Below are 21,564 nucleotides of genomic sequence, written 5' to 3' on the forward strand. Positions count from 1 at the left end.
ATCGGCAATATCTGCGACCTCTACACCCCAGACGAATGCCGAAACTTCCTCAAAGCCGCTGGATATGCGTCCGATTAAAGGCTCGATGCTCTAGAGCCCCAACGGGGAGGATTTCTGAAATCGAAGAGAATATCCCTCGACGATCTCACCCTTAACACCGGGCGCTCAGTGTATTTGCAGGACCGTCGGACTGAAGCACTCAAAGCGTTCTGTAAATCGGGAAGGGTGAAATGGGCGAACGCCTTCAAGCGAGCGCCTGCCACGACATCAAACAATCCTTTTTCAGAACCGATTTATCATTCGGCCTGGGACAGCGCCCGCATGTTTGTGCCGGAGCTCTCGCTTTGGAAGCAGCGATACTGGCAGACCCACGGAGGGTCGGGCAGGCAACTGCTGTACGAGTTGATCGCTATCCTATTCTCGATTGCTCATAGTGGAACGGGAGTAAGGCGATCGCCTTTATCTCACGCGATTTCAAGGCACGGAAGCGCTCCTGCAGATGCTCAACGCCAAGCTCACGGGACGATCGATCATGCCTTACGCTGACCTGATCGAAACTTTCCTCCGCGCAACTGCCCGAGCCCAGCTGCTACAACGTGATTCGCTCGCGGCGGCCATAAGCCAAGCCAAGATTTCATACCCACAGATCGGTCCGGGAGATCCGGTCTGGCAGGCTGCGCGTAGAATCTTTCCCGAAGCACTCGATGGGATCAGGCGTCAGGAACTCGTTGACGTGGGAGGACTGCCGCGTTGGGCTGGTGGAAGTGTATCCAATCAATGAACGATCTTGTTGGGTGTAAACTGGGCGTCGATTTCTCAATCTACTCAGTTTTTTTCCATTCTAGTCCGACAGTTTCTCAAACTTGTCCGCTGCCGCCAGAAATATGGCTTACACGTCCAGATTGGCGACGTTCAGCGCATTGTCCTGAATGAATTCGCGGCGCGGTTCGACCACGTCGCCCATCAGACGGGTGAAGATTTCGTCGGCGACGTCCGCCTGCTCCACCTCGACGCGCAGCATAGAACGATTGTCCGGGTCTAGCGTGGTTTCCCACAGCTGTTCCGCGTTCATCTCGCCCAACCCCTTGTAGCGCTGGATCGCCAGCCCCTTGCGCCCGGCGGCCAGCAGCGCGTCCAGCAATTCGCTCGGCCGGGTGACGACAGCGCCCTTGGTCGGCGCGGCAGGCAGGTCGTCGTCATTCGCTTCGGCGGCCAGCGCCTTGACCGTAATCAGACGGCTGCTGGTGCGATAGCTGTCGGCATCCTCACCGGCGATGGCGTGCAGCTTGCGCGCCTCTGCCGATCCGATGAAGCCGCCCTCGATCACATGATGATCGGTGACGCCGCGCCACAGGCGCTGGAAGTGGAAGCCGCCCTCTTCGGCGACGATGCCGGTCCAGCGCCCTTCGACATCCTGCGCGTCCATCCAGGCGACGGTCGCGGCCAGCCGCTCGGCCTGTGCGTCGGCAGACAATTCGGGGTCCAACGCGCCGTTGAGGCTCAGCGCCTCGATAATTGCGGGATTATAGCGGCGCGGGACATAGCGCATCACCGCGCGCATGCGGCGGCTATGTTCGATCAGGCTGCGCAGATCCTCGCCGGTGCGCGCGCCGTTGTTCGTTTCCAGCGCCATCGATTCGACGCCATTGTCGACCAGATATTGCTCCAGCGCGGCTTCGTTCTTGAGATATACTTCGGACCGGCCACGCGTCGCCTTATACAGCGGCGGCTGGGCGATGTAGAGATGGCCCGCCTCAATGATCTGCGGCATCTGGCGATAGAAGAAGGTCAGCAGCAGCGTGCGGATATGCGCGCCGTCGACGTCAGCGTCGGTCATGATGACGATCTTGTGGTAGCGCAGCTTTTCCAGATTGAAATCGTCGCGAATGCCGGTGCCCATCGCCTGGATGAGCGTGCCGACTTCCTTGGACGACAGCATCTTGTCGAACCGCGCGCGCTCGACGTTCAGGATCTTGCCCTTCAGCGGCAGGATCGCCTGATTGTGGCGGTTGCGGCCCTGCTTGGCCGAACCGCCTGCCGAATCGCCTTCGACCAGGAAGAGTTCGGACTTGGCGGGGTCGCGTTCCTGACAGTCGGCCAGCTTGCCGGGCAGGCTCGCGATATCCAGCACGCCCTTGCGCCGCGTCAGTTCGCGCGCCTTCTTGGCGGCTTCACGCGCGGCGGCAGCGTCGATCACCTTCTGCACGATCATCTTGCCGTGGGCCGGGTTCTCCTCCAGCCATTCGGCCATCTTGTCGGCCATCAGGCTTTCGAGCGGCTGGCGCACTTCGGAACTGACCAGCTTGTCCTTGGTCTGCGAACTGAATTTGGGATCGGGCAGCTTGACCGAGACGATCGCGGTCAGGCCCTCGCGCATATCCTCGCCGGTGAGGGAGACTTTCTCCTTCTTCAGCGCGCCGGACTTTTCCGCATAATTGTTGAGCGTGCGGGTCAGCGCCGCGCGGAAGGCTGCGAGGTGGGTGCCGCCGTCGCGCTGCGGGATGTTGTTGGTGAAGCAGAGGACATTCTCATAATAAGAATCGTTCCACTCCAGCGCGACGTCGATGGTCACGTCGTCGCGGGTACCCGAAATCGCGATCGGATCGGGCATCAGCGCATTCTTGTTCCGGTCGAGATATTTCACAAAGGCTGCGATGCCGCCTTCATAGAACAGCTCGATCTCCTTCTTTTCCTCATGGCGTGCATCGACCAGGAACAGGCGCACGCCGCTGTTGAGGAAAGCCAGTTCGCGATAGCGATGCTCCAGCTTTTCGAAATCATATTCGGTATGGTTCTTGAAGGTTGCGCCGTCGCCGGGCGCCTTTTCCAGCGACGCGAGGAAGGTGACGCGCGTCCCCTTCTTGCCCTCGGGAGCATCGCCAATCACCGCGAGCGGGGCGGTCGCGTCGCCATAGGCGAAGCGCATCCAATGCTCCTTGCCGTCACGCCAGATATTGAGGTCCAGCCATTCGGACAGGGCGTTCACCACGGACACGCCCACGCCGTGCAGGCCGCCCGACACCTTATAGGCATTGTCGTCACTGGTATTTTCGAACTTACCGCCCGCGTGCAGCTGGGTCATGATGACCTCGGCCGCCGACACGCCCTCTTCCTTATGGATGCCGGTCGGAATGCCGCGGCCATTATCCTCTACGCTGACGGAGCCATCCGGGTTCAGCGTGATGGTGATCAGGTCGCAATGCCCCGCCAGAGCCTCGTCGATAGCATTGTCGCTGACCTCGAACACCATGTGGTGCAGGCCGCTGCCATCGTCGGTATCGCCGATATACATGCCGGGCCGCTTGCGCACGGCATCCAGCCCTTTCAGCACCTTGATGCTGTCGGCGCCATATTCATTGCTGTTGGGGGTGTTGACGGGTTCTTCGCTCATGGTCGAGCATATAGGGAAAGGCGCCATGAAACTAAAGCGAAACATGGCGGCTTCCGTGTCGGGCCGGGGCGGTCTATCACGCTTTCCATGCATGCCGTCTTCCCCCTGATCCTCCTCCCGCTCATCGTGCTTTCCGGCTGCTCGAAAAGCGACGATCTGTATGAGGCTTTGCCCAACTCATCGTTGGCCGGCGCGGCGCGCGATGATGTCAGCGAAACCCGGCTGGAGGCTGGCATCGTCCGACCGGTCACGATCGGCGAGGATGGACCGCAACTCGATGCCTGTGGCGGCATGGGGCAGGTCATGCGCGCGGGCACGAAGGGGCTGGCGGTGCGGGCCGCGCCGTTCGCGCAGGCGAAGGAGCAGGGCATGCTGGCAGAGGGCGCGCGCGTCTATGTCTGCACGCGCAGCCTCGACCAGAAATGGCTGGGCGTGGTGGTGCCCCCTGGCCCGGCCGCCGACAACGCAGCCGAACCCGTCGACTGCGATGTCACGTCCCCCGTGGACCGCAAGCAGGCCTATGACGGACCCTGCGTCAGCGGCTGGGTTGCCAGCGCTTATGTGCGATTGATCGCGGGATAATTTCTGGTTCGCGCGGAGGCGCGGCGAGAGAAAGCGGCAAAATCGCTTATCATCATTCCGGCGGCAACAGTCGGCGGCTGGAAGGGAAGAGTTGGCGCCCATCCCCCTCCGCGTCCTCGCGCTTCCGCGTGAACCCGTTAAATCCCGCCCAGAAAATCCAGCTTGCCGACCGGCACGCCCGCCTGCCGCAACAGCGCATAGGCCATGCTGAGGTGGAAATAGAAATTCGGTAGCGAGAAGGTCAGCACATGGCTGGCCCCGGTGAAGGGAATTTCACCGCCCGGCACCTTCAGGGTCACGATCACCTCTTCCCGCCCGTCGATCTTCTCACGCGGCACGGCCTCCAGCAGGGCGATGGTCTTCGCGATCCGGGCCTGCAATTGCGCGAAACTCTGTTCGGTGTCCGGCATCGCCACCGGTTCCAGTTCGCCCAGCCGCGTCACCGTGCCCTTGGCCGTGTCGCAGGCGAACTGGACCTGTGCGGTCAGGGGCTTCATGTCGTCGATCAACTGGGCGCTGGTTAGCGTCAGCGGATCGATGCCCTTTTCGGTGGCGAAGGCTGCGCCCTTGTCCAGCAGGGTGGACAGGTTCCGCAGGCCACGGATGAAGACGGGTATGGTCAGGTCGTATAATTCGGTCGCCACGCAGCGTTCCTTCTACTCAATGCCAGTGAAAACCAGCTTCTGCACGCGGCGGCCGGTATTCACCTCGGTCGCATAGATATTGCCGTCGCTGTCGGTATCAATGCTGTGCAGCCAGGTGAATTGCCCGGCCTGTCGCCCGACCCGGCCGAATGCGCCCAGCACGGCGTGGGTCTTGCGCTCCAATATCCAGATGCGGCTGTTCATCATGTCCGCGACATACATGTATGTCTGGTCGGGATCGGGCGAAAAGGCGATGTCGGTCACGGTGTGGGTACCGCCCGTTTCCGGTGCGATCACCAGATCACGCACGAAGGTCAGGCCGCCATTCTTCTCCCGTTTGAACAGTTGCGCGCGATTATTGTTGCGGTCGCAGACATAGAGATGGCCGTCCTTCGTCGGCACCACGCAATGAACGATGCTGTTGAAGATGGCGGATTTGGGATCGGCGACCCGGCTGGGATCGACGGCATGGCTCTGGTCGAACGCGCCCTGCAAAACCGGACCGCTGGGCGGCTTGCCATAGGCGCCCCAGCGGCCCTTATAGCCATTGCTCTGCGCATCGAAGCCGATCACGCGCCGGTTCACATAACCGTCGGAAATCAGTACCATGCCGTCCGAATGATTGACGTCGGACGGATTGCCCAACTGGTCGGTCGCGTCATTGCCGCCGGTCTTGTCGCGCCGACCGAAGCTGCGGATATATTGGCCCTGCGGCGTATAGTTCATGACGACATGGTCGCCCTTCCCATTGCCGCCGAACCAGACACTGCCGGCCTTGTCGATGTAGATGCCGTGCAGGCTGGATGGCCATTGATTGACCCCGTCGACGCTGGGCGCGCTCGCCGCGCCGCCCCAGCCGCCCAGAAAGCGGCCATCCTTGGCGAAGCGCACCACCGGCGGCGCGGGCTTGCAGCAGGCGGCGATCGGCGGGGTTTGGGCAAGGCCGGTGTCGGTCGCGGTCAGGCTGTGCGGGCGATGCACGACCCAGACCGAATCGTCTGGCCCCACCGCCACGCCGCTGACCTGCCCCAGCAGCAGATCGTCGGGCATCGCGGGCCAGGCCGCATCGACCTTGAAGCGCGGCATCTTCGTGCCGTCGGGCGCGATCCGTTCGAAGGTCAGCGGGGCCAGAGCCGGTTGCGGCGCCTGCTGGGCCGGGGCGGCGGTGGTCAGCGGCAAAAGAAGAATGGCGGCGAGGAAGGGGCGCATGGGACTTTGGCTCCTTGATCCGGTTATGGTGATTGGGATTGGAGCGAACCATGCCCGACTGCCGGCTCCGGTCAATGGTCAAGCGACGCATTCTTAACAGAAAAAAGAACCGGCCGACGCGATGGGGCGTCGACCGGTCAGGGGGCACCGGAAAAGGGGGAAATCAGGCGCTGGCCTGGCGATCGGTGTCGGCGATGCGGAAGAAGGGCAGGGCATGGTGCACGATCCAGCCGATGGTCGCGGCATAGAGCAGGGTGCCGATGCCGACCGTTCCACCCAGCATCCAGCCGATCGCCAGCACGCCAATCTCTATGCCCGTGCGCACCCATTTGACCGGCCAGCCGGTGCGGCGGCACAGGCCGGTCATCAGCCCGTCGCGCGGCCCCGGCCCCATGCCCGCGCCGATATAGGCGCCACCGGCAATGCCGTTCAGGATGATTCCCGCGACCAGCCATGTCGCGCGCATGGCATAGCCCTCGGGCGTCGGCAGGATCATGAGCGACAGGTCCACCACGGTCCCGATCACCAGGATATTGGCCACCGTGCCGATGCCCGGTCGCTGCCGCAGCGGCCACCAGAGCAACAGCACGATCGCGCCGATCAGGTTGACCGTCATGCCGAAGCTAAGGCCCATCTTCGGCGCCAGCCCCTGATGCAGCACGTCCCACGGGTCCAGCCCCAGATTGGCGCGCAGCATCAGTGCCATGGCAAAGCCGTAAAGGGCGAGGCCCCAGATAAGTTGGAAAAGGCGGCGTTGCATCATCATGGGCAGGCTTATTCCTGCCAACTGGCCTTTTCCAAAACAGCCAATCTGGCGTAAATGGCCTGTAACGATTGCCGCCATGGAACGAATCTCATGTCCACTTCGCTGTTGCGTCCCCCATCCCTCCTCCGCCTGCTGGGCGCCTGGCGTGCGCAGGACAGCGCGGAGCCTGCTTATCGCCAGTTGGCGCAGGCGCTACGGATGCTGGTGCTGGACGGGCGCGTGGGTCTGAACGTCCGCTTGCCGGGCGAGCGGGAACTGGCGGCTGCGCTGGGCCTGTCGCGCACTACGGTCGCCGCCGCCTTCGACCGGTTGCGGGATGAGGGCTTTCTGGAAAGTCGGCAGGGATCGGGCAGCGTCACCCGCCTGCCCGTCGGCCATGCGCAGGCGCCGGAGGAAGAACGCGACCTGACCAGTGGCGGCAATCTGCTCAACTGGACCCATGCTGCGCTGCCCGCCGCGCCCGGTGTCGCGCGCGCCTATGCCCATGCGGTGGAGGCCTTGCCCGCCTATCTGGGTGATCTGGGTTATGATCCGCTTGGCCTGATGGTGCTGCGCCGGGCGATCGCCGCCCATTATGAGCGGCGCGGCTGTCCCACCTCGCCTGACCAGATCATGGTGACGAACGGTGCGCAGCAGGGTTTCTCGCTGTTGCTCAAATGGCTGGCCGGGCCGGGCGACCGGGTGGTGATCGACCATCCCACCTATCATAATGCGATTCAGGCGTTGCAGCGTGCCCATGTCGTGCCGGTGCCGGTCGGCCTGCCGGCGCAGGGCTGGGACATTGACGCGATGGAGGCGGCGTTCCGCCAGACATCCCCCCGTTTCGCCTATGTCATTGCCGATTTCCACAATCCCACCGGGCGCAGCATGGACCCGGCCACCCGTCGCGCACTGGTGGCCGCCGCCGCGCGCAGCCATACGCCGCTGATCATCGATGAAACGATGGTGGCGATGGGCCTTGACTTCGCGCCGCCGCCGCCGGTGGCGATGCATGATCCGTCGGGGCGGCAGGTCATCACGCTGGGATCGGCCAGCAAGATTTTCTGGGGCGGTCTGCGGGTCGGCTGGATTCGCGCCGACGCCCAAACAGTCGCCGCGCTTGGCCGCTTGCGCACGACGATGGACATGGCCAGTCCGGTGGTGGAGCAGATCGCCGTCGCGCAACTGGTCGACGCCGATGTCGGACTGGGCGAGCGGGCCGGGATGCTGCGCGGTCGGCGCGACCATCTCATGGGCCTGATCGAGCGGCGTCTGCCGCACTGGCGGGTGGAATCGCCCGCCGGCGGCCTGTCGCTCTGGGCCGAACTGCCCCGCGCCGAAGCGACCGCGCTGGCCGCCTTGGCCGAAAGTCTGGGGGTGCGTGTCGCGGCGGGGCCGCGCTTCGGCGTCGGCGGCGCGTTCGAGCGCTTCCTGCGCCTGCCTTTCACGCTGGACGAGGCGCAACTGGAGGCCGGTGTCGAACGACTAGTCGAAGCGGATGCCCGGCTCCATGCGCGGATGCCCAAGGTGCGGGATTCGCTGGCGATGGCGCTGGAAGCGGACCGGTTGATTTGAGTTTTCTGGTGCCGAACCCAACAAAAAAGGCCGCCCGGAGCGATCCGGGCGGCCTTTTCCAATGTCGTCGGCAAGCTGGCCTTACGCCGTCTTGCTGTCCTTGTAGCGCTGGATCGCTTCCAGGGTGATCTGCTTGGCGTCTTCCGCCCCGCCCCAGGTGCCGATCCGCACCCACTTGGTCTTTTCCAGATCCTTATAGTGGGTGAAGAAATGCTCGATCTGCTCCATCACGATGCCGGGCAGATCGTCCTTCTCACCCACCGCCTTGTAATAAGGGAAGGTCTTGTCGTCCGGCACGCAGACCAGCTTTTCGTCGCCGCCGGCTTCATCTTCCAGATTGAGCACGGCGATCGGGCGGGCGCGCACGACCGAACCGGGGACGAAGGGCGAGCGGGCGATGACCAGCGCGTCCAGCGGATCGCCATCGGGCGACAGGGTGTGCGGCACGAAGCCATAATTGGCCGGATAGCGCATCGGCGTGTGCAGGATGCGATCGACGAACAGCGCGCCCGACGCCTTGTCGAACTCATATTTCACCGGTTCGCCGCCAACGGGCACTTCGATGATGACGTTCAGGCTGTTCGGCGGATCGTCGCCGACCGGGATCAATTCGATATTCATGGAATTGCCTTCTGCTTCGCGTTGAAGTGCGGGTGAATCATGTTCTCGGTTTCAGCAGCTTGTCGAGGCTGCCTTCACCCTCTCCTGTCTTTTCGAGGCGCGGATAGCGCAGCCCGCCCGAATAATCGAGTGACAATGTGCGGTAATATTTATCCTGCTTTAGGATGATCTGGATCGGCGTCTTGGCCTTGATCGCGGCTTTCCACACGTCGCCGGAATATTCGTCGCCATTGACCGCGATGATCTTGGCGCCGGTGACAAGACCGGCCTTGAACGCCGCACTGTCCCAGATGACGCTGCTGATCTCGCCATCATTCTTGACGATCGCGCCGATGCCGAAACTCTGGTCGACCACCTTCTGCGCGCCTTCGACCGCCTTGGTGATCGCGCCCGGTTCCTCGCCATAGACCAGCTTGTAGCCGCCCAGGATGAAGCCGCCCTTGGGCGTTTCCTTGGTCGTGCTGTCGACATATTTCTGGAAGAAACCGGCCCAGTCATAGGGCGCGATGTCATTGAGCGTCTTGATCACGTCGCCGCGATTATAGACGACCTGACCCCAGTCGCCCGGATTGATCCCGAAGAACGCCTTGGCGAAATCGTCCAGCCCCCTCTTGCCGCGCGTCGCCTTGGCGATGATCGCGTCGGCCTCCAGCCAGATCATCAGGCCTTCATTATAATAGTCTTCTGATCGCTGCCAGCTGGTCCAACCCTTGGGGCGGCGGGCGGAGATGATGGGATCATGGGTGGTGTCCTCCATCGGGCGCCACTGGCGGCCAACCGCCGTGTCCAGCTTGGCGGCGATCTGAGCATAGGCGTCCAGCGTCTCCTGCTTGGTGAACATGCCGGAGCGCGCGCCCAGCACATAGCCCCAAAATTGCGTCTGCCCTTCATAGACCCACAGCAGATTATCCTGCATCGGCACGTTGAAATCGGGCGTCCAGAGCAGGTCGGGGCGGCGGAATTTGCCGTCCCAGCTATGGGTGAATTCATGCGGCAACAGGTTGCGGTCCAGCAGCGCCTCGCCTTTGTCCCAGCTCTTGAAATAGCCCGGCTCGACCTGATTCTCGGAAGACCGATGATGCTCCAGGCCGATGCCGCCCATCTCGTCGGTGATGGCGAGCAGGAAATCATAATGGTTGAAATGATAGGTGCCGAACAGGGCGCCCGCTTCGGCCACCAGCTTCTTGTGCTTGGCCATCTGTTCCGGCTTGAAATCCAGCTCGTCGGCGTCGTCAGCGACGATGTTCAGCGTGACGTTGCTGCCAAGGTCGACCGGCTTGAAATAGCGCCCGGCGAAAACTGGCGAATCCTGCAACGCTTCATAGTCGATCGTCTCATAAGCGACGCGGTCGCCCGTCTTCGTGCCGCGCAGCGCGGTCGCCGCCTGCCAGCCGGCCGGATAGGTGACGGTCGGCTGGATCGGGATCTGGCGGGTATAATAGCCGGCCGGGTAGAGCGACACGCTCTCCCACTGGATGTTCAGCATCTTGGACGTCACGACGACGCGGCCCTGCGCGGGCTGGGTGGCGGACAGGAACTGGAACTGCGCGACGACTTCGGTCGCGCCCTGCGGCACGTCGATCTGGAAGGCATAGACGTTCAGCGGATCGCGCTTCCACGTGACCGGCTGGCCATTGGCGGTGAAGGTCAGGCCGGTCAGTTTCTCGATCTGCCCGCGCGGCGCATGATTGCCCGGCAGCCAGGCCGGCATCATCAGCGTCAGCGGACCGGCGGCGGCGACGGGGATCGTCTCCTTCACGCGGAAGATGCGCTGGGTCGTGTCGGTCGCATCGACCTCCAGCCGGATGGTGCCGCCCGGATAGGCTATGTCCTTTGGTGCAGGTGCGGTATTGTCGACGGGCAGCGCGGTCGGCTTGGAACGGATTACGTCCTGCGCGAAAAGCGGGCTGGCGATGGCCGTGGAAAGGTAAAGCGCGGCAGCAAGGCTGCGGATCATGAAGGTCTCCAGAAATTTGGCGGGGCAGAAAAGCCCGGATGGCGCAAGCATGGCGGCTTGGGCGGCCTGCGTCCACCCCCCTGAACCCAGCCTTAAAAAGCGCGTTTCCAAGGGCATGAATTACGGTTAAAGGCGCTGCCCCATGGCAAAGATCGAAACGCCGCGCCCCGTGCGCGGCACGCAGGACATGTTGGGCGGCACCAGCGAGGCGTTTCAGGAGCGCTTTGCTCATGTGGTCGCGACCTTCGACCGGGTGCGTAAACTCTACGGTTTTCAGCGGGTCGAAGTGCCGGTGTTCGAATCCACCGCCGTCTTCGCCCGGTCGCTGGGCGAAAGCACGGATGTCGTCTCCAAGGAGATGTACACGTTCGAGGATCGCGGTGGCGATAGCATCACCCTGCGCCCGGAATTTACCGCCGGGATCAGCCGGGCCTATATCACCGAAGGCTGGCAGCAATATGCGCCGCTGAAAGTGGCGACCCACGGCCCGCTGTTCCGCTACGAACGCCCGCAAAAGGGCCGCTTCCGCCAGTTCCACCAGCTCGACGCCGAAATCCTCGGCGCGGGCGAGCCCGGTGCGGACGTGGAACTGCTGGTGCTGGCCGATCAGTTGCTCAAGGAACTGGGCGTATCGGACGGCGTGACGCTCAACCTCAACACTTTGGGCGATGGGCCGAGCCGCGACGCCTGGCGCGCTGCGCTGATCGCGCATTTCGAGGCGCATAAGGATCAGTTGTCGGAGGACAGTCTCGACCGGCTTCAGCGTAACCCGCTGCGCATTCTAGACAGTAAGGACCCGCGCGACCGCCCGGTCGCCGACAGCGCGCCGGATATCGACGCTTACCTCACCGACGAAGCGCGCAGCTTTTTCGAGAAGGTGACGAGCGGTCTGGATGCGGCGGGTGTGGCGTGGGAACGCAACGCCCGGCTGGTGCGCGGCTTGGATTATTATCGTCACACCGCGTTCGAATTCATCACCGACCGGCTGGGTGCGCAGGGCACCGTGCTGGGCGGCGGCCGCTATGACGGGTTGATCGAGAATCTGGGCGGCCCCTCGACCCCGGCGGTCGGCTGGGCAGCGGGGATCGAGCGGCTGGCGATGCTGGTGGACATGCCTGAGCGCGAACGTCTCGGCGTCATCATGGCGGTTGAAGATGATTTGGTTTTGCCGGATGCACAAGGGCTGATCGCGAAGTTCAGAAGAAGCCAAATCTCGGCCGATATGATTGCCAGTGGTTCGCCGAAAAAGCGCTACGACAAGGCCATGAAGGTCGATGCACTTGTTCTAGTGGTAGTTCAGCTGCGGGACGGAAAGCTATACGTTAAGCCGCCAATTTCGTCGGTAGGAGATCCTCAGCCGGAGAAGGTCGAAGAAGTATACGGTAAAGTTATTACTATTCTGACTGAGGCGGGTCTTCTCACCTGATGCATATTTCCGCCGAACGCATCGCGCAGATCGAGGCGCGCCGGGACGAGGTGCAGGCGTCGATGACGCGCGCCGACCTCGCGCCCGAAGCGTTCGTGAAACTATCCAAGGAATATGCGGAGATCGAGCCGGTTGCCAATGCCGCGCATGAACTGCGCCGCTTGCGACAGGAACTGGCGGCGCTGGAAGCCATGACCGGCGGCGAGGAAGCCGATCCCCTGATGCGCGAAATGGCGCAGGAGGAAATGCAGCTCCTCAAAAGCCAGTTGCCCGGCGCCGAACGCGCGCTGGCGCTGCAATTGCTGCCCAAGGACGCGGCCGACGCCCGGCCCGCCATGCTGGAAATCCGCGCCGGGACAGGCGGCGATGAAGCGGCGCTCTTCGCCGGCGACCTGTTCCGCATGTATCAGCGCTATGCCGATACGCAGGGCTGGAAGATGGAATTGCTCTCAGCCAACACGTCCGAACAGGGCGGGTTCAAGGAAGTGGTGGCCAGCGTCAACGGCGCGGGCGTCTTTGCCAAGCTGAAGTTCGAAAGCGGCGTCCATCGCGTCCAGCGCGTGCCCGCGACCGAAAGCGGCGGGCGCATCCACACCAGCGCCGCGACCGTCGCAATCCTGCCCGAGCCGGAGGAAGTCGACGTTCAGATCGCCGATGGTGATCTCAAGATCGATATCTATCGTGCATCGGGTGCGGGTGGCCAGCATGTCAACACCACCGATTCGGCCGTGCGTATCACCCACCTTCCCACCGGCATCGTCGTCACCCAGCAGGATGAACGCTCGCAGCATAAGAATAAGGCCAAGGCGATGCAGGTGCTCCGCGCCCGCATCTATGAGGCGGAACGCGAGCGTACCCACAGCGAACAGGCCGGTGCCCGAAAGGCCATGGTCGGATCGGGCGACCGGTCTGAACGCATCCGCACCTATAATTTCCCGCAAGGGCGCGTCACTGATCATCGCATCAACCTGACCTTGCATCGCCTGCCCGAAATCCTGGAAGGCCCCGGCCTGTCCGAAGTGGTCGACGCCCTGATCGCCGAGGATGAGGCCGCCCGACTGGCGCAGTTGGACGGGGTTTCTTGATCCCTTCTCTTTCCATTTTCTCGTCATCCCCGCGGATGCGGGGATCCATCTCCCAACGGCTGCTTCTGGATGCACCCGCCGGAGATGGATTCCCGCCTGCGCGGGAATGACGAGCGGGGGTGTCACCGACGCCCTCCGAGCCGCAACTGTCGCACTCGCTGTCTCCAGCGACACCGCGCGTCTCGACGCCGAACTGCTGATGGCGCATGCGCTGGGCCTGTCGCGCGGCGACATGCTGCTGCGCCAGCGCGATCTGAGCGTGCCCGCCACCTTCGCCGCGTTGATCGAACGCCGCCTGTCCGGCGAACCGGTCGCCCATATTGTCGGCACGCGCGATTTCTGGACGATCCGCCTGCGCGTCACGCCCGACACGCTGATTCCTCGCCCCGACAGCGAAACGTTGATCGAGGCGGCGGTCGATCATTTCCGCGATCGAGCGCCCGCAACCATCCTCGACCTTGGCACCGGATCGGGCGCGCTGCTGCTGGCGGCGCTCAGCGAATGGCCGCAGGCGCAGGGCCTTGGTGTCGACGCTTCTCCTGCCGCGCTCGCCGTTGCGCAGGATAATGCGGCGCAACTCGGCCTTGCCGCTCGGGCCGATTTCCGGCTTGGCGACTGGGCCGATGGCGTCGATGGTCCCTTCGACCTCCTGCTGATCAACCCGCCCTATATCGGCACCGATGAGCCGCTGTCCGGCGATGTGCTGCACGATCCGCCCAGCGCCCTGTTCGCCGGCGCCGATGGCCTCACCGACTATCGCCGCATTGCGCCCGATCTGCCGCGCCTGATTGCGCCGGGCGGTATGGCCGCGATCGAGATCGGCTATGCACAGGCGGACAGCGTCTCCGCCCTGCTGGTCGCGCAGGGGCTGGCGGTATCGGTCCGGCGCGATCTGGCCGGCCATGATCGCTGCCTGATCGCGCCCCATTCCCGCTGAGCAACGCCCGATTTACCGGGGGGCAAGCGAAAATTGCTTGGTTTATGCTGTGAAAGCCACTACATCGGGGCAGGAAACGGCTTCCTCTTGTGACATGGTCGCATAGGCCATTGATAGAAAAGGCCGTTTTCTAAGCTCCTAAAAGTCATGACGGCGCTCGCTGCGCAGGCGCTGCTGGCAATGGGTTCATGGTCCCGGACAAGGACCATGCCTGGCGGAGCCGTATCCGATCCGATTATTCGGATCATTTGGGGATGGCGACTGAACAGTGTTTTCAGTGAGTTTTGTCATAGCGAACGCAAGGATCATGTCTTGATCAACAACCGGCAGGCCGGCCGCCGCAATCGCGGCCGGAACAACAATAATGGTCGTCCCAGTGGCAATAATAATCGGGGCGGTGGTGACAATGGTAACCGCATCGATAACCGCTCTCGCGGTAATGCCACCCAGCTTCTTGAGAAATACAAGAATATGGCCCGTGACGCGCAGATGGTCGGCGATCGTGTGAACGCCGAATATTATCTGCAATTTGCCGATCATTATTTCCGCGTGCTCGCCGACAATCGTGCGCGTCAGGAAGAACAGCAGCAGCGCTATCGTCCCCGTGATGAGAATTTCGACGAGGATGGCGACGATTTCGACAATGGCTATGACGGCGGCGATGATTTCCGCACGGAACAGCCGGTCTATGATCGTGCCCCGCGCGAACAGGCCCCCCGTGATCAAGTTTCGCGTGAACAGGCCTCTCGTGACCAGGATCGCCGTTCGGATGAAGGTCGCGACAACCGCGATACGCGCGGCGAAGGCCGTGGCGATCGCGAAGCGCGTGACTATCGCGGCGATAATCGCGATGCCCGCGATGGCAACCGCAACAATGCGCGCCGTGATCGCCCCCGTCGGGATCGCTTCGTTGCGCAGGAAATGGGCGTAGAGGGACCGACCGGCAATCCGGCGCAGGAACTGACGCCCGCGCCGCAGATCCAGCCTGAACCGATCGCCGCTCAGGCCGCGCCCGAAGCGGAAGCCGAAGCGCCCCGTCCGCGCCGTGGCCGTCCGCGCAAGGTTGCGGCTCCTGCCGAAACGGCCGAAGCCTTCGATGCGGCGGTCCTGCCGCCCTCGATCGCCCGCGCCGACAATGACGCTGAACCGGCAGCCGAGGACGCGCCCAAGAAGCGCACCCGTCGCCCCCGCGCGACCGCAACGACCGAAGCCGCCGAATAAGCGCTTCGGATCGGAAGGAAAAAAGGGACGGTGCCAATGCACCGTCCCTTTTTTCATGCCCGCTTTCCAAGTCGAACACGATCCGGCACAAGGTCTGCAAATCGCTGGAGAGTTATCGATGAAAGCCGTGCGCCTGCTGCCCCTGCTGCTGACCGCCCTGCCCCTTTCGACCCCCGGTCCCCTTCTCGCCCAATCCCAGAATGCGGCTGATCCGACTGGCGCGACGGCGCAGGGCGATGTCGCCGTCACCATCTACAATAACGGCCAGTCGCTGGTGCAGGACGACCGGCAACTGCCGGTAAAGCAGGGCCGCAATCGCATCGAATTTCCCGATGTGTCGGCCCGCATCCGGCCGGAGACGGTCAACCTCTCCGGCCCCGGCCTGTCGATCATCGAACAGAATTTCGATTATGACCTCCTCTCCCCCGACAAGCTGATGGACAAGGCGGTCGGGCAGGAAGTCACTCTGGTCCGCACCAATCCCGCCACCGGCGTCGAAACCCGCGAACGGGCGAAGATATTGGCGGCCAATGGCGGCATCGTGCTTCAGATCGGCGCCCGGATAGAGGTGCTGCGCGACGATGGCCTGCCGGTTCGCGTCATCTTCGATCGCGTACCGCCCAATTTGCGCGCCCGCCCCACTCTGTCAGTCACGGTCGAGGCGGGGCAGGGCGGCACGGTGTCGGCGCGCCTGTCTTACCTGACCCCCAATCTGGGCTGGACCGCTGATTATGTCGCCCTGTTCGATGCTGCCAAGGGGGCGATGGACATGCAGGGCTGGGTCACGCTCACCAACAATACGGGTACCAGCTTCACCGACGCAAAGACGATCCTGGTCGCCGGCAATCCCGCCATGGGCGGAGGACGCAATGGTCGGAGCGGCGGCAGTTGGTGGCAATATTCGGGCCGGGGCGGCAGCGGCGCGATCGATCAGGCCGGTACCGAAAGCGGCCCGCGCGAACGGCTGGGCGACTATTATCTCTATCCCCTGCCCCAGCGCACGACGATCGCCAATGCCCAGCAGAAGCAGGTCAGCTTCCTCGACGTGAAGGGCGCACCGGCCCGGTCCACCTATGAATATGTCAATGGCTGGCTGGGCAGTTCAGCCGAACCGCAGAGCGCGTCGAGCGTGCTCAAATTCTCCACCAGCAAGCAGGGCGGCCTGGGCGATCAACTCCCGGCCGGGACGATTCGCGTCTATATGCGCGATGCGCGGGGCGACCCGCAGTTTATCGGCGAAAACAGCATCGATCATACGCCCATGGGGTCCTCCATGGCGCTGCGCACCGGCGATGCCTTTGACGTGAAGGTCCGCCCGACTGTGGAACAGCGGACGAAGAAGGGCGGTTCGCGCTGGGAAACGAAGATGCGCTACACCCTCACCAATGCCCGGCCTGAAGCGGTGACGGTCGATCTGGCGCAACAGGGATTGTGGGGCGACACCCGCGTCACCGCACAGACGGTCGGCGGCCAGCCGCTGGAGGGCAAGCGGATCTCTGCCGATCGGATCGAATGGAGCGTGCCGGTTCCGGCCAACGGATCGGTCGATCTCAACGTCACCTTCGATTCGCGCTATTGATCGGTCGGGCCCGGTGCCGCGTTTTCTAGCCCTGCTGCTCCTGCTTTGCGCCTGCCTCGTCCCGGCGCAGGCGGGTACGGTCATCTCGACCAAAGCCGATTCGGTGTCCGTCACCGTCTATCGCCAGCCGGGCCGCGCCAAGGGGGCGATCGATCGCAACTGGCCGGGCGGATACGCGCTCATCACCGAAAGCCGCACGGTCGATCTGCCACAGGGGCAATCTACCGTCCGATTCGAAGGCGTCGCCGAAGGGCTGATGCCCGAAACGGCAGTGCTATCGGGCATGCCCCATGGCGTGCGGGAAAAGAATCGCGATGCGCGCCTCCTCTCCCCCGCCGGTCTGGTCGACGCCTATCTGAAGCGCAGCGTCACTCTGCATCGCACCGACCGCAAGACCGGCAAGGTGACGGAGCAGGATGCGATCATCAGCGCCGGGCCGAATGGCGGCGTCATCGTCCAGACGGCGCAGGGCTATGAGGCGCTGGGATGCAGCGGCCTGCCCGAACGGATGCTCTATCCGCAGGCGCCCGCTGATCTGTCCCCTCGCCCGACCCTGTCGGTGATCGCGACCAGCGACCGGCCGACCCGCGCGACCCTGCAACTCACTTATCTGGCCGAAGGATTCGACTGGGCCGCCAATTATGTCGCGGACATGCATGATGACGGCAAGGTGATCGACCTGATGGCCTGGCTGACCGTCGCCAATGGCGGCGTCACAGGCTTTCCCGATGCGCGCCTGTCGGTGATCGCGGGGCAACCCAACAAACAACAGCGTGGCCCGCAGGCTCGCCCGACCGGTGGCCCGCTGCGCCTGCAATGCTGGCCGATGGACATTACCAGCACCCATCCCAGTTGGGCGCTGTTCCCGGTGGAGGGGCCGCCTCCGCCCGCTATGTATGCGCCGGCTGCGGCAGAAGACATCGTCGTCACCTCCCAACGGCGTACGGAGCGTGCCATGATAATGGCCGCTCCTCCCCCGCCACCGCCGCCCCCTCCCCCGCCGCCGCCCGAGGATGTCGGGGACCTCAAACTCTACCGCGTGCCCGTCAGCGTTGATGTCGCCGCCAATGGCCAGAAACAGGTCGCCTTGCTGCGCCAGCCCGATGTGAAGGTGGAGCGCATCTATGCGGCGTCCATTTACGGACCCACAGGCGAGTCGCAGCCGATGATTTTGCGCCTGCGCCTCCAGAATCGAAAGGGAGACGGGCTCGGCTTGCCCATGCCATCGGGCCGGGTGGCAGTGTTCGAGCAGGTCGGTGCCATGCGCTTGCTCGCGGGCGAAGCCGATATCGGTGACAAGGCCGAGGGAGAAAGGGTCGATTATGACATTGCGTCCAGTGCCGACGTCCGCATCAACGCCCGCTTCATAAGCAAGTCGGACAAGACGCGCGAATGGACGCTCACGCTCAGCAACGCCCGTCCCTTCGCGATCACCGCCGAAGTGACCATCCCCCACACTATCGACCCGCGCCCCACCGACATGGAACGGCGCGGCGATAGCTGGATTTGGCGCGTCACCGTGCCAGCCAATGAGTCGATCGACTATGCCTATGTGGAAAGGTGGCGGCGTTAGATTACCGGCAACGGCCGTGGCCGGTGATTCGCATCCAGCGCCACGAATGTATAGACGCCGTTGGTCAGCTCCACTTCCTCACAATCGCGGCCACGCGTCGCCACTACTTCGATCCGGATCGACACCGATGTCCGGCCGCGTCGCTCTTCGGTCGCATAGACGGACACGATATCGCCCAGCAGGATTGGCGTGATGAACTTCATGCTCTCGATCGCTACCGTCGCCACCGCGCCCTGCGCGATTCGATAGGCGACGATACCGCCGGCAATATCCATCTGGCTCAGCACCCAGCCGCCAAAAATATGGCCATTGGCGTTGATATCCGACAGTTGCGGCATCACCCGCAAAATCACTTCGCCCCGTTCAGTCATCCAGTGGCACCTCGTCCTTCAATCGGTCCATCACCTGCTCGTCATGCCCGGTCCCGCTCGACAGGAAGGCAAGCGCCATCAGCCCCGTCCCCAGCATGAAGGTCAGCCATACGCCCAGCACCGTGGCAATCACCATGTGAATCGGCAGCGAGCCCACCCGCCAATAGAGGTAGGTCAGTGCCAGCCCGACACAGGACGCCCCGCCCAGCGCCATCCACGCCATGATCCGCCGAAACCGCCCCCAGGCGGTGGCGGCAATCTGTGGATCATCCAGGGCCTGCTTGCGCGTCATCTCTTTTCATTGGGCTGCGAAAGTGGGATCATCAAGCGCCCGGACAAAAAATGATTTACGGCGAAAAAAGGAGAGAGCAGCCATGAGCATCGCAGCGATTTTGCAGAGCAAGGGAAGCGACGTCATCCAGGTGCAGCCCACCGACAGCCTGCTCTCCGTCGTCAAATTGCTGGCGGGGCAGCGAATTGGGTGCGTGCCCGTGGTCGAGGATGGCCGGGTGGTCGGCATATTTTCCGAACGCGATCTTGTTCATCGCGTGGCACTCGATGGGGCGTCGGCGCTGGAGCATAGTGTCGGCGACGTGATGACCGCGCCCGCGATCACCATCGATCAGGATACGCCGGTGATCCATAGCCTGTCGCTGATGACGAAGCGGCGCATTCGCCATTTGCCCGTCGTGGTCGATGGCACGCTGGTCGGCATGATCTCGATCGGCGATCTCGTCAAATTTCGCATCGACAGTATCGAATCGGAAGCCGCCTCGTTGCGCGACTATATCCAGACGGCCTGATGCCCGATCCGCCGTCGGTTCAGGCGGAAGCCTGGGCCGGCGGCGTGCGGCGGATCACCAGCGCAATCAATTCCTTCAGCGTCTCCCGCGCGCACAGCAGCAGCGCGCCGAGGAAGGCGATGCCCCCCACCGGCACCAGCACGCCCAGCCGGATCGGTGCGGCGAGCGGTGGCAGCAGTCGGTCGACCGCCATCACCACCCCGGCCATCAACAGGGAACAGCCCAGCCCCGGCGCCGCCGCGCGAATCAGGTCCAAGGCACGCAATCCCATCGGCCCGCCGGCGAGTCGCGCCGTCACCGCGGTCAGGATCGGAAAGGCGATCAGCCAGGCCCAGGCCAGCCCGATCGCGCCGACCTGAATCCCGATCAGGAAGGCGCCGGGCATCAGCACCGCGCCGACCGCCGCAACTCGGGCCGTGGTGCCGGGGCGCCCCAGCGCATTGCTGACCGGTGCGAACATCACCTGCAATGTCATGAACGGCATGGCGAGCGCGAGGATGGCGACAAACGGTGCCATCTCCAGCCATTTTTGCCCAAACAATGTCTCGACCAGTGGCTCGGCCGTCACCGCCATCCCCAGATAGATGGGGCAGGTCAGCAGCAGCAGCAGCTTGACCGCCTTGCAGAAGGACCAGGCCACCCGACTCACATCCTGTTGCATCCGGGCATAAGCGGGGAAGGCGACATCGTTGAGCGGCGGCACGAATTTGCTGACGAAAATCTGGGTCAGGAACAGCGCTTCGGCGTAGAGGCCAAGTTCATGGGGATGCAGCACGCGGCCGCCGATGAAGATGTCGGCCTGGCTCTGCACGATCCAGAACAACTGCCCGCCCAGCAGCGAAGCGCCGTAGGCGACCATCGCACCGGTCCCGCGAAAGTCGAAAGTGGGAATCGGCCGGAACCCGGTCGCCAGCACATAACCGGTTGCCTTGACCCAGAAACCTGTGATCGGCGCCCATACCAGAGTCCATACGCCCCAGCCTGATAGCGCGCCGGTCAGCGCGACCCCGGCGGAAGCCAGAGCGGCGATCAGATTGACCAGCGCTGGCCGTTTGAAGTCCAGCGCCCGCCCCATGATGGCTTCGGGTACGGAGAGGAAAGGCGTGGACAAATAGAGCAGCGCCTGCACGCGCAGCAGTTGCGCGACCATCGGCTGGTCATAATAGTCCGCTGCCAATGGGGCGATGGCCAGTTGCAGTAAGGCCAGGCCGCCATTGAGCAACAGCATGATGGTGAAGGCCTGCCGCAACCGATGCGGCTCCACCTTGTCGGACTGCACCAGCGCGCTCACCAGCCCATAGCCATTGAGGAAGGTGGCGAAGTTCAATATCACCTGGGTCATGGCGAACAGGCCATAATCTTTGGGATCGAGCAGGCGGATGACGGCCAGCGTCACCACCCAGCTCATCATCTGCGACAGGATCTGGCTACCAGACCGCCAGAAGATTGCACTCCTTATGCGCGCGCCAAAACCCGCATCATTCGCGTCGGCATCCTGCAATCCCATTCGATTCCCATTCTCTGTGCGTCAAAGCGCTGCGGGAGCGGTTGTAGCGGCTAACCCCCAAAAAAATGTGAAACAAAATTGCAAAAAGGGTTTGACGGTTCTGGCTGACGCATCTAGAGGGCTTTTCACCGGACGGGACGACGCCACTGCGGCGCTGGACTGGATGGTCGCCAACATAGACGGACACTGTTCCCCCGGACGCAAGGAAGGGGTGGGATGGTTGTCCGCCAATCATTGTCTGGTGGTTCTTTGACATTGTCGGTTAGATGAAGGGACATGTGGGCGGCGGCTCCGGTCTGCCACGGCTTTCAGGCGTGGTGTGATCGGTTAAATTAGGC

Annotated in this window: 18 protein-coding genes; 9 read left to right on the forward strand and 9 right to left on the reverse strand. The window is 63.3% G+C overall.

Annotated features, from left to right (window positions below; translation table 11 throughout):
• Nucleotides 1–889: 889 nt before the first annotated feature.
• Nucleotides 890–3,391: a DNA topoisomerase (ATP-hydrolyzing) subunit B gene (gene gyrB / locus BMY84_RS28140; protein WP_093088418.1), complete on the reverse strand. Its 2,502-nt coding sequence runs from the start codon at nt 3,389–3,391 to the stop codon at nt 890–892.
• 87 nt (nt 3,392–3,478) lie between these two features.
• Here gyrB and BMY84_RS28145 point away from each other — a divergent pair, with 87 nt between their 5' ends.
• Nucleotides 3,479–3,973 (forward strand): hypothetical protein, encoded by a 495-nt coding sequence (locus BMY84_RS28145; protein WP_093088419.1) that lies wholly within the window; start codon nt 3,479–3,481, stop codon nt 3,971–3,973.
• Between the two features lie 137 nt (nt 3,974–4,110).
• Here the strand turns inward: BMY84_RS28145 and BMY84_RS28150 are convergent, their stop codons facing one another.
• The 3 genes from BMY84_RS28150 to BMY84_RS28160 form a co-directional block, all read right to left on the reverse strand.
• The gene (locus tag BMY84_RS28150) at nt 4,111–4,617 is read right to left on the reverse strand and encodes a DUF1993 domain-containing protein (RefSeq protein ID WP_093088421.1); all 507 of its coding nucleotides are present in this window, start codon (nt 4,615–4,617) and stop codon (nt 4,111–4,113) included.
• Nucleotides 4,618–4,629: 12 nt separating this feature from the next.
• The gene (locus BMY84_RS28155) at nt 4,630–5,826 is read right to left on the reverse strand and encodes a hypothetical protein (RefSeq protein WP_093088423.1); all 1,197 of its coding nucleotides are present in this window, start codon (nt 5,824–5,826) and stop codon (nt 4,630–4,632) included.
• Nucleotides 5,827–5,989: 163 nt separating this feature from the next.
• A complete protein-coding gene (locus BMY84_RS28160; protein WP_093088424.1) occupies nt 5,990–6,592 on the reverse strand; it encodes a membrane protein YczE in 603 nt (200 codons plus the stop codon).
• 90 nt (nt 6,593–6,682) lie between these two features.
• On the opposite strand from BMY84_RS28160, the gene BMY84_RS28165 reads away from it, so the two are divergent.
• Nucleotides 6,683–8,146, forward strand: coding sequence for a MocR-like transcription factor YczR (locus BMY84_RS28165; RefSeq protein WP_093088427.1), 1,464 nt, complete (start codon nt 6,683–6,685; stop codon nt 8,144–8,146).
• 81 nt (nt 8,147–8,227) lie between these two features.
• On the opposite strand, the gene ppa is transcribed toward BMY84_RS28165, so the two are convergent.
• A complete protein-coding gene (gene ppa, locus BMY84_RS28170) occupies nt 8,228–8,767 on the reverse strand; it encodes an inorganic diphosphatase (protein WP_093017831.1) in 540 nt (179 codons plus the stop codon).
• A 37-nt stretch (nt 8,768–8,804) separates the two neighbouring features.
• Complete coding sequence (locus BMY84_RS28175) at nt 8,805–10,724, reverse strand: M61 family metallopeptidase (RefSeq protein WP_093088441.1); 1,920 nt, start codon at nt 10,722–10,724, stop codon at nt 8,805–8,807.
• Nucleotides 10,725–10,866: 142 nt separating this feature from the next.
• Between BMY84_RS28175 and hisS the strand changes: the two genes are divergently transcribed.
• The 6 genes from hisS to BMY84_RS28205 all read left to right on the forward strand — a co-directional run bounded on the left by hisS (nt 10,867) and on the right by BMY84_RS28205 (nt 18,545).
• On the forward strand, nt 10,867–12,150 hold the full coding sequence (hisS, locus tag BMY84_RS28180; RefSeq protein ID WP_093088428.1) for a histidine--tRNA ligase: 1,284 nt from the start codon (nt 10,867–10,869) through the stop codon (nt 12,148–12,150).
• Entirely contained in the window at nt 12,150–13,235 is a 1,086-nt protein-coding gene (gene prfA / locus BMY84_RS28185) for a peptide chain release factor 1 (RefSeq protein WP_093088430.1), read from the forward strand. Before hisS ends, prfA begins: the two co-directional genes overlap by 1 nt.
• A 106-nt stretch (nt 13,236–13,341) precedes the next feature.
• Entirely contained in the window at nt 13,342–14,172 is an 831-nt protein-coding gene (gene prmC, locus BMY84_RS28190; RefSeq protein WP_093088431.1) for a peptide chain release factor N(5)-glutamine methyltransferase, read from the forward strand.
• A 312-nt stretch (nt 14,173–14,484) separates the two neighbouring features.
• Complete coding sequence (locus BMY84_RS28195) at nt 14,485–15,393, forward strand: DUF4167 domain-containing protein (protein ID WP_093088442.1); 909 nt, start codon at nt 14,485–14,487, stop codon at nt 15,391–15,393.
• Between the two features lie 118 nt (nt 15,394–15,511).
• On the forward strand, nt 15,512–16,972 hold the full coding sequence (locus BMY84_RS28200) for a DUF4139 domain-containing protein (protein ID WP_093088433.1): 1,461 nt from the start codon (nt 15,512–15,514) through the stop codon (nt 16,970–16,972).
• A gap of 13 nt (nt 16,973–16,985) precedes the next feature.
• The gene (locus tag BMY84_RS28205; RefSeq protein WP_093088434.1) at nt 16,986–18,545 is read left to right on the forward strand and encodes a DUF4139 domain-containing protein; all 1,560 of its coding nucleotides are present in this window, start codon (nt 16,986–16,988) and stop codon (nt 18,543–18,545) included.
• On the opposite strand, the gene BMY84_RS28210 is transcribed toward BMY84_RS28205, so the two are convergent.
• Nucleotides 18,542–18,916 carry an acyl-CoA thioesterase gene (locus BMY84_RS28210; protein ID WP_093017847.1) on the reverse strand — a complete coding sequence of 125 codons (375 nt, stop codon included), beginning with the start codon at nt 18,914–18,916 and terminating at the stop codon, nt 18,542–18,544. The genes BMY84_RS28205 and BMY84_RS28210 overlap by 4 nt on opposite strands.
• On the reverse strand, nt 18,909–19,208 hold the full coding sequence (locus BMY84_RS28215) for a hypothetical protein (protein WP_093088436.1): 300 nt from the start codon (nt 19,206–19,208) through the stop codon (nt 18,909–18,911). The genes BMY84_RS28210 and BMY84_RS28215 overlap by 8 nt, the downstream gene beginning before the upstream one ends.
• 82 nt (nt 19,209–19,290) lie before the next feature.
• Here BMY84_RS28215 and BMY84_RS28220 point away from each other — a divergent pair, with 82 nt between their 5' ends.
• Nucleotides 19,291–19,719, forward strand: a complete 429-nt coding sequence (locus BMY84_RS28220; protein ID WP_093088438.1) for a CBS domain-containing protein — start codon at nt 19,291–19,293, stop codon at nt 19,717–19,719.
• A 19-nt stretch (nt 19,720–19,738) separates the two neighbouring features.
• Here BMY84_RS28220 and BMY84_RS28225 read toward each other — a convergent pair whose 3' ends face one another.
• A complete protein-coding gene (locus BMY84_RS28225; RefSeq protein ID WP_093088439.1) occupies nt 19,739–21,226 on the reverse strand; it encodes a lipopolysaccharide biosynthesis protein in 1,488 nt (495 codons plus the stop codon).
• Nucleotides 21,227–21,564: the final 338 nt, after the last annotated feature.

Origin of the sequence: Sphingobium sp. AP50 (genome assembly GCF_900109095.1) — a bacterium.
GTDB lineage: Bacteria > Pseudomonadota > Alphaproteobacteria > Sphingomonadales > Sphingomonadaceae > Sphingobium.

Excerpts from the sequence above, each read along its gene's own strand:
- BMY84_RS28215 (WP_093088436.1), bottom strand. The coding sequence starts at position 19,208 with ATGACGCGCAAGCAGGCCCTGGATGATCCACAGATTGCCGCCACCGCC.
- prfA (WP_093088430.1), top strand. The coding sequence starts at position 12,150 with ATGCATATTTCCGCCGAACGCATCGCGCAGATCGAGGCGCGCCGGGAC.
- BMY84_RS28160 (WP_093088424.1), bottom strand. The coding sequence starts at position 6,592 with ATGATGATGCAACGCCGCCTTTTCCAACTTATCTGGGGCCTCGCCCTT.
- ppa (WP_093017831.1), bottom strand. The coding sequence starts at position 8,767 with ATGAATATCGAATTGATCCCGGTCGGCGACGATCCGCCGAACAGCCTG.
- BMY84_RS28220 (WP_093088438.1), top strand. The coding sequence starts at position 19,291 with ATGAGCATCGCAGCGATTTTGCAGAGCAAGGGAAGCGACGTCATCCAG.
- BMY84_RS28155 (WP_093088423.1), bottom strand. The coding sequence starts at position 5,826 with ATGCGCCCCTTCCTCGCCGCCATTCTTCTTTTGCCGCTGACCACCGCC.
- hisS (WP_093088428.1), top strand. The coding sequence starts at position 10,867 with ATGGCAAAGATCGAAACGCCGCGCCCCGTGCGCGGCACGCAGGACATG.
- BMY84_RS28200 (WP_093088433.1), top strand. The coding sequence starts at position 15,512 with ATGAAAGCCGTGCGCCTGCTGCCCCTGCTGCTGACCGCCCTGCCCCTT.
- BMY84_RS28145 (WP_093088419.1), top strand. The coding sequence starts at position 3,479 with ATGCATGCCGTCTTCCCCCTGATCCTCCTCCCGCTCATCGTGCTTTCC.
- BMY84_RS28225 (WP_093088439.1), bottom strand. The coding sequence starts at position 21,226 with ATGGGATTGCAGGATGCCGACGCGAATGATGCGGGTTTTGGCGCGCGC.
- gyrB (WP_093088418.1), bottom strand. The coding sequence starts at position 3,391 with ATGAGCGAAGAACCCGTCAACACCCCCAACAGCAATGAATATGGCGCC.
- prmC (WP_093088431.1), top strand. The coding sequence starts at position 13,342 with ATGACGAGCGGGGGTGTCACCGACGCCCTCCGAGCCGCAACTGTCGCA.
- BMY84_RS28210 (WP_093017847.1), bottom strand. The coding sequence starts at position 18,916 with ATGACTGAACGGGGCGAAGTGATTTTGCGGGTGATGCCGCAACTGTCG.
- BMY84_RS28165 (WP_093088427.1), top strand. The coding sequence starts at position 6,683 with ATGTCCACTTCGCTGTTGCGTCCCCCATCCCTCCTCCGCCTGCTGGGC.
- BMY84_RS28175 (WP_093088441.1), bottom strand. The coding sequence starts at position 10,724 with ATGATCCGCAGCCTTGCTGCCGCGCTTTACCTTTCCACGGCCATCGCC.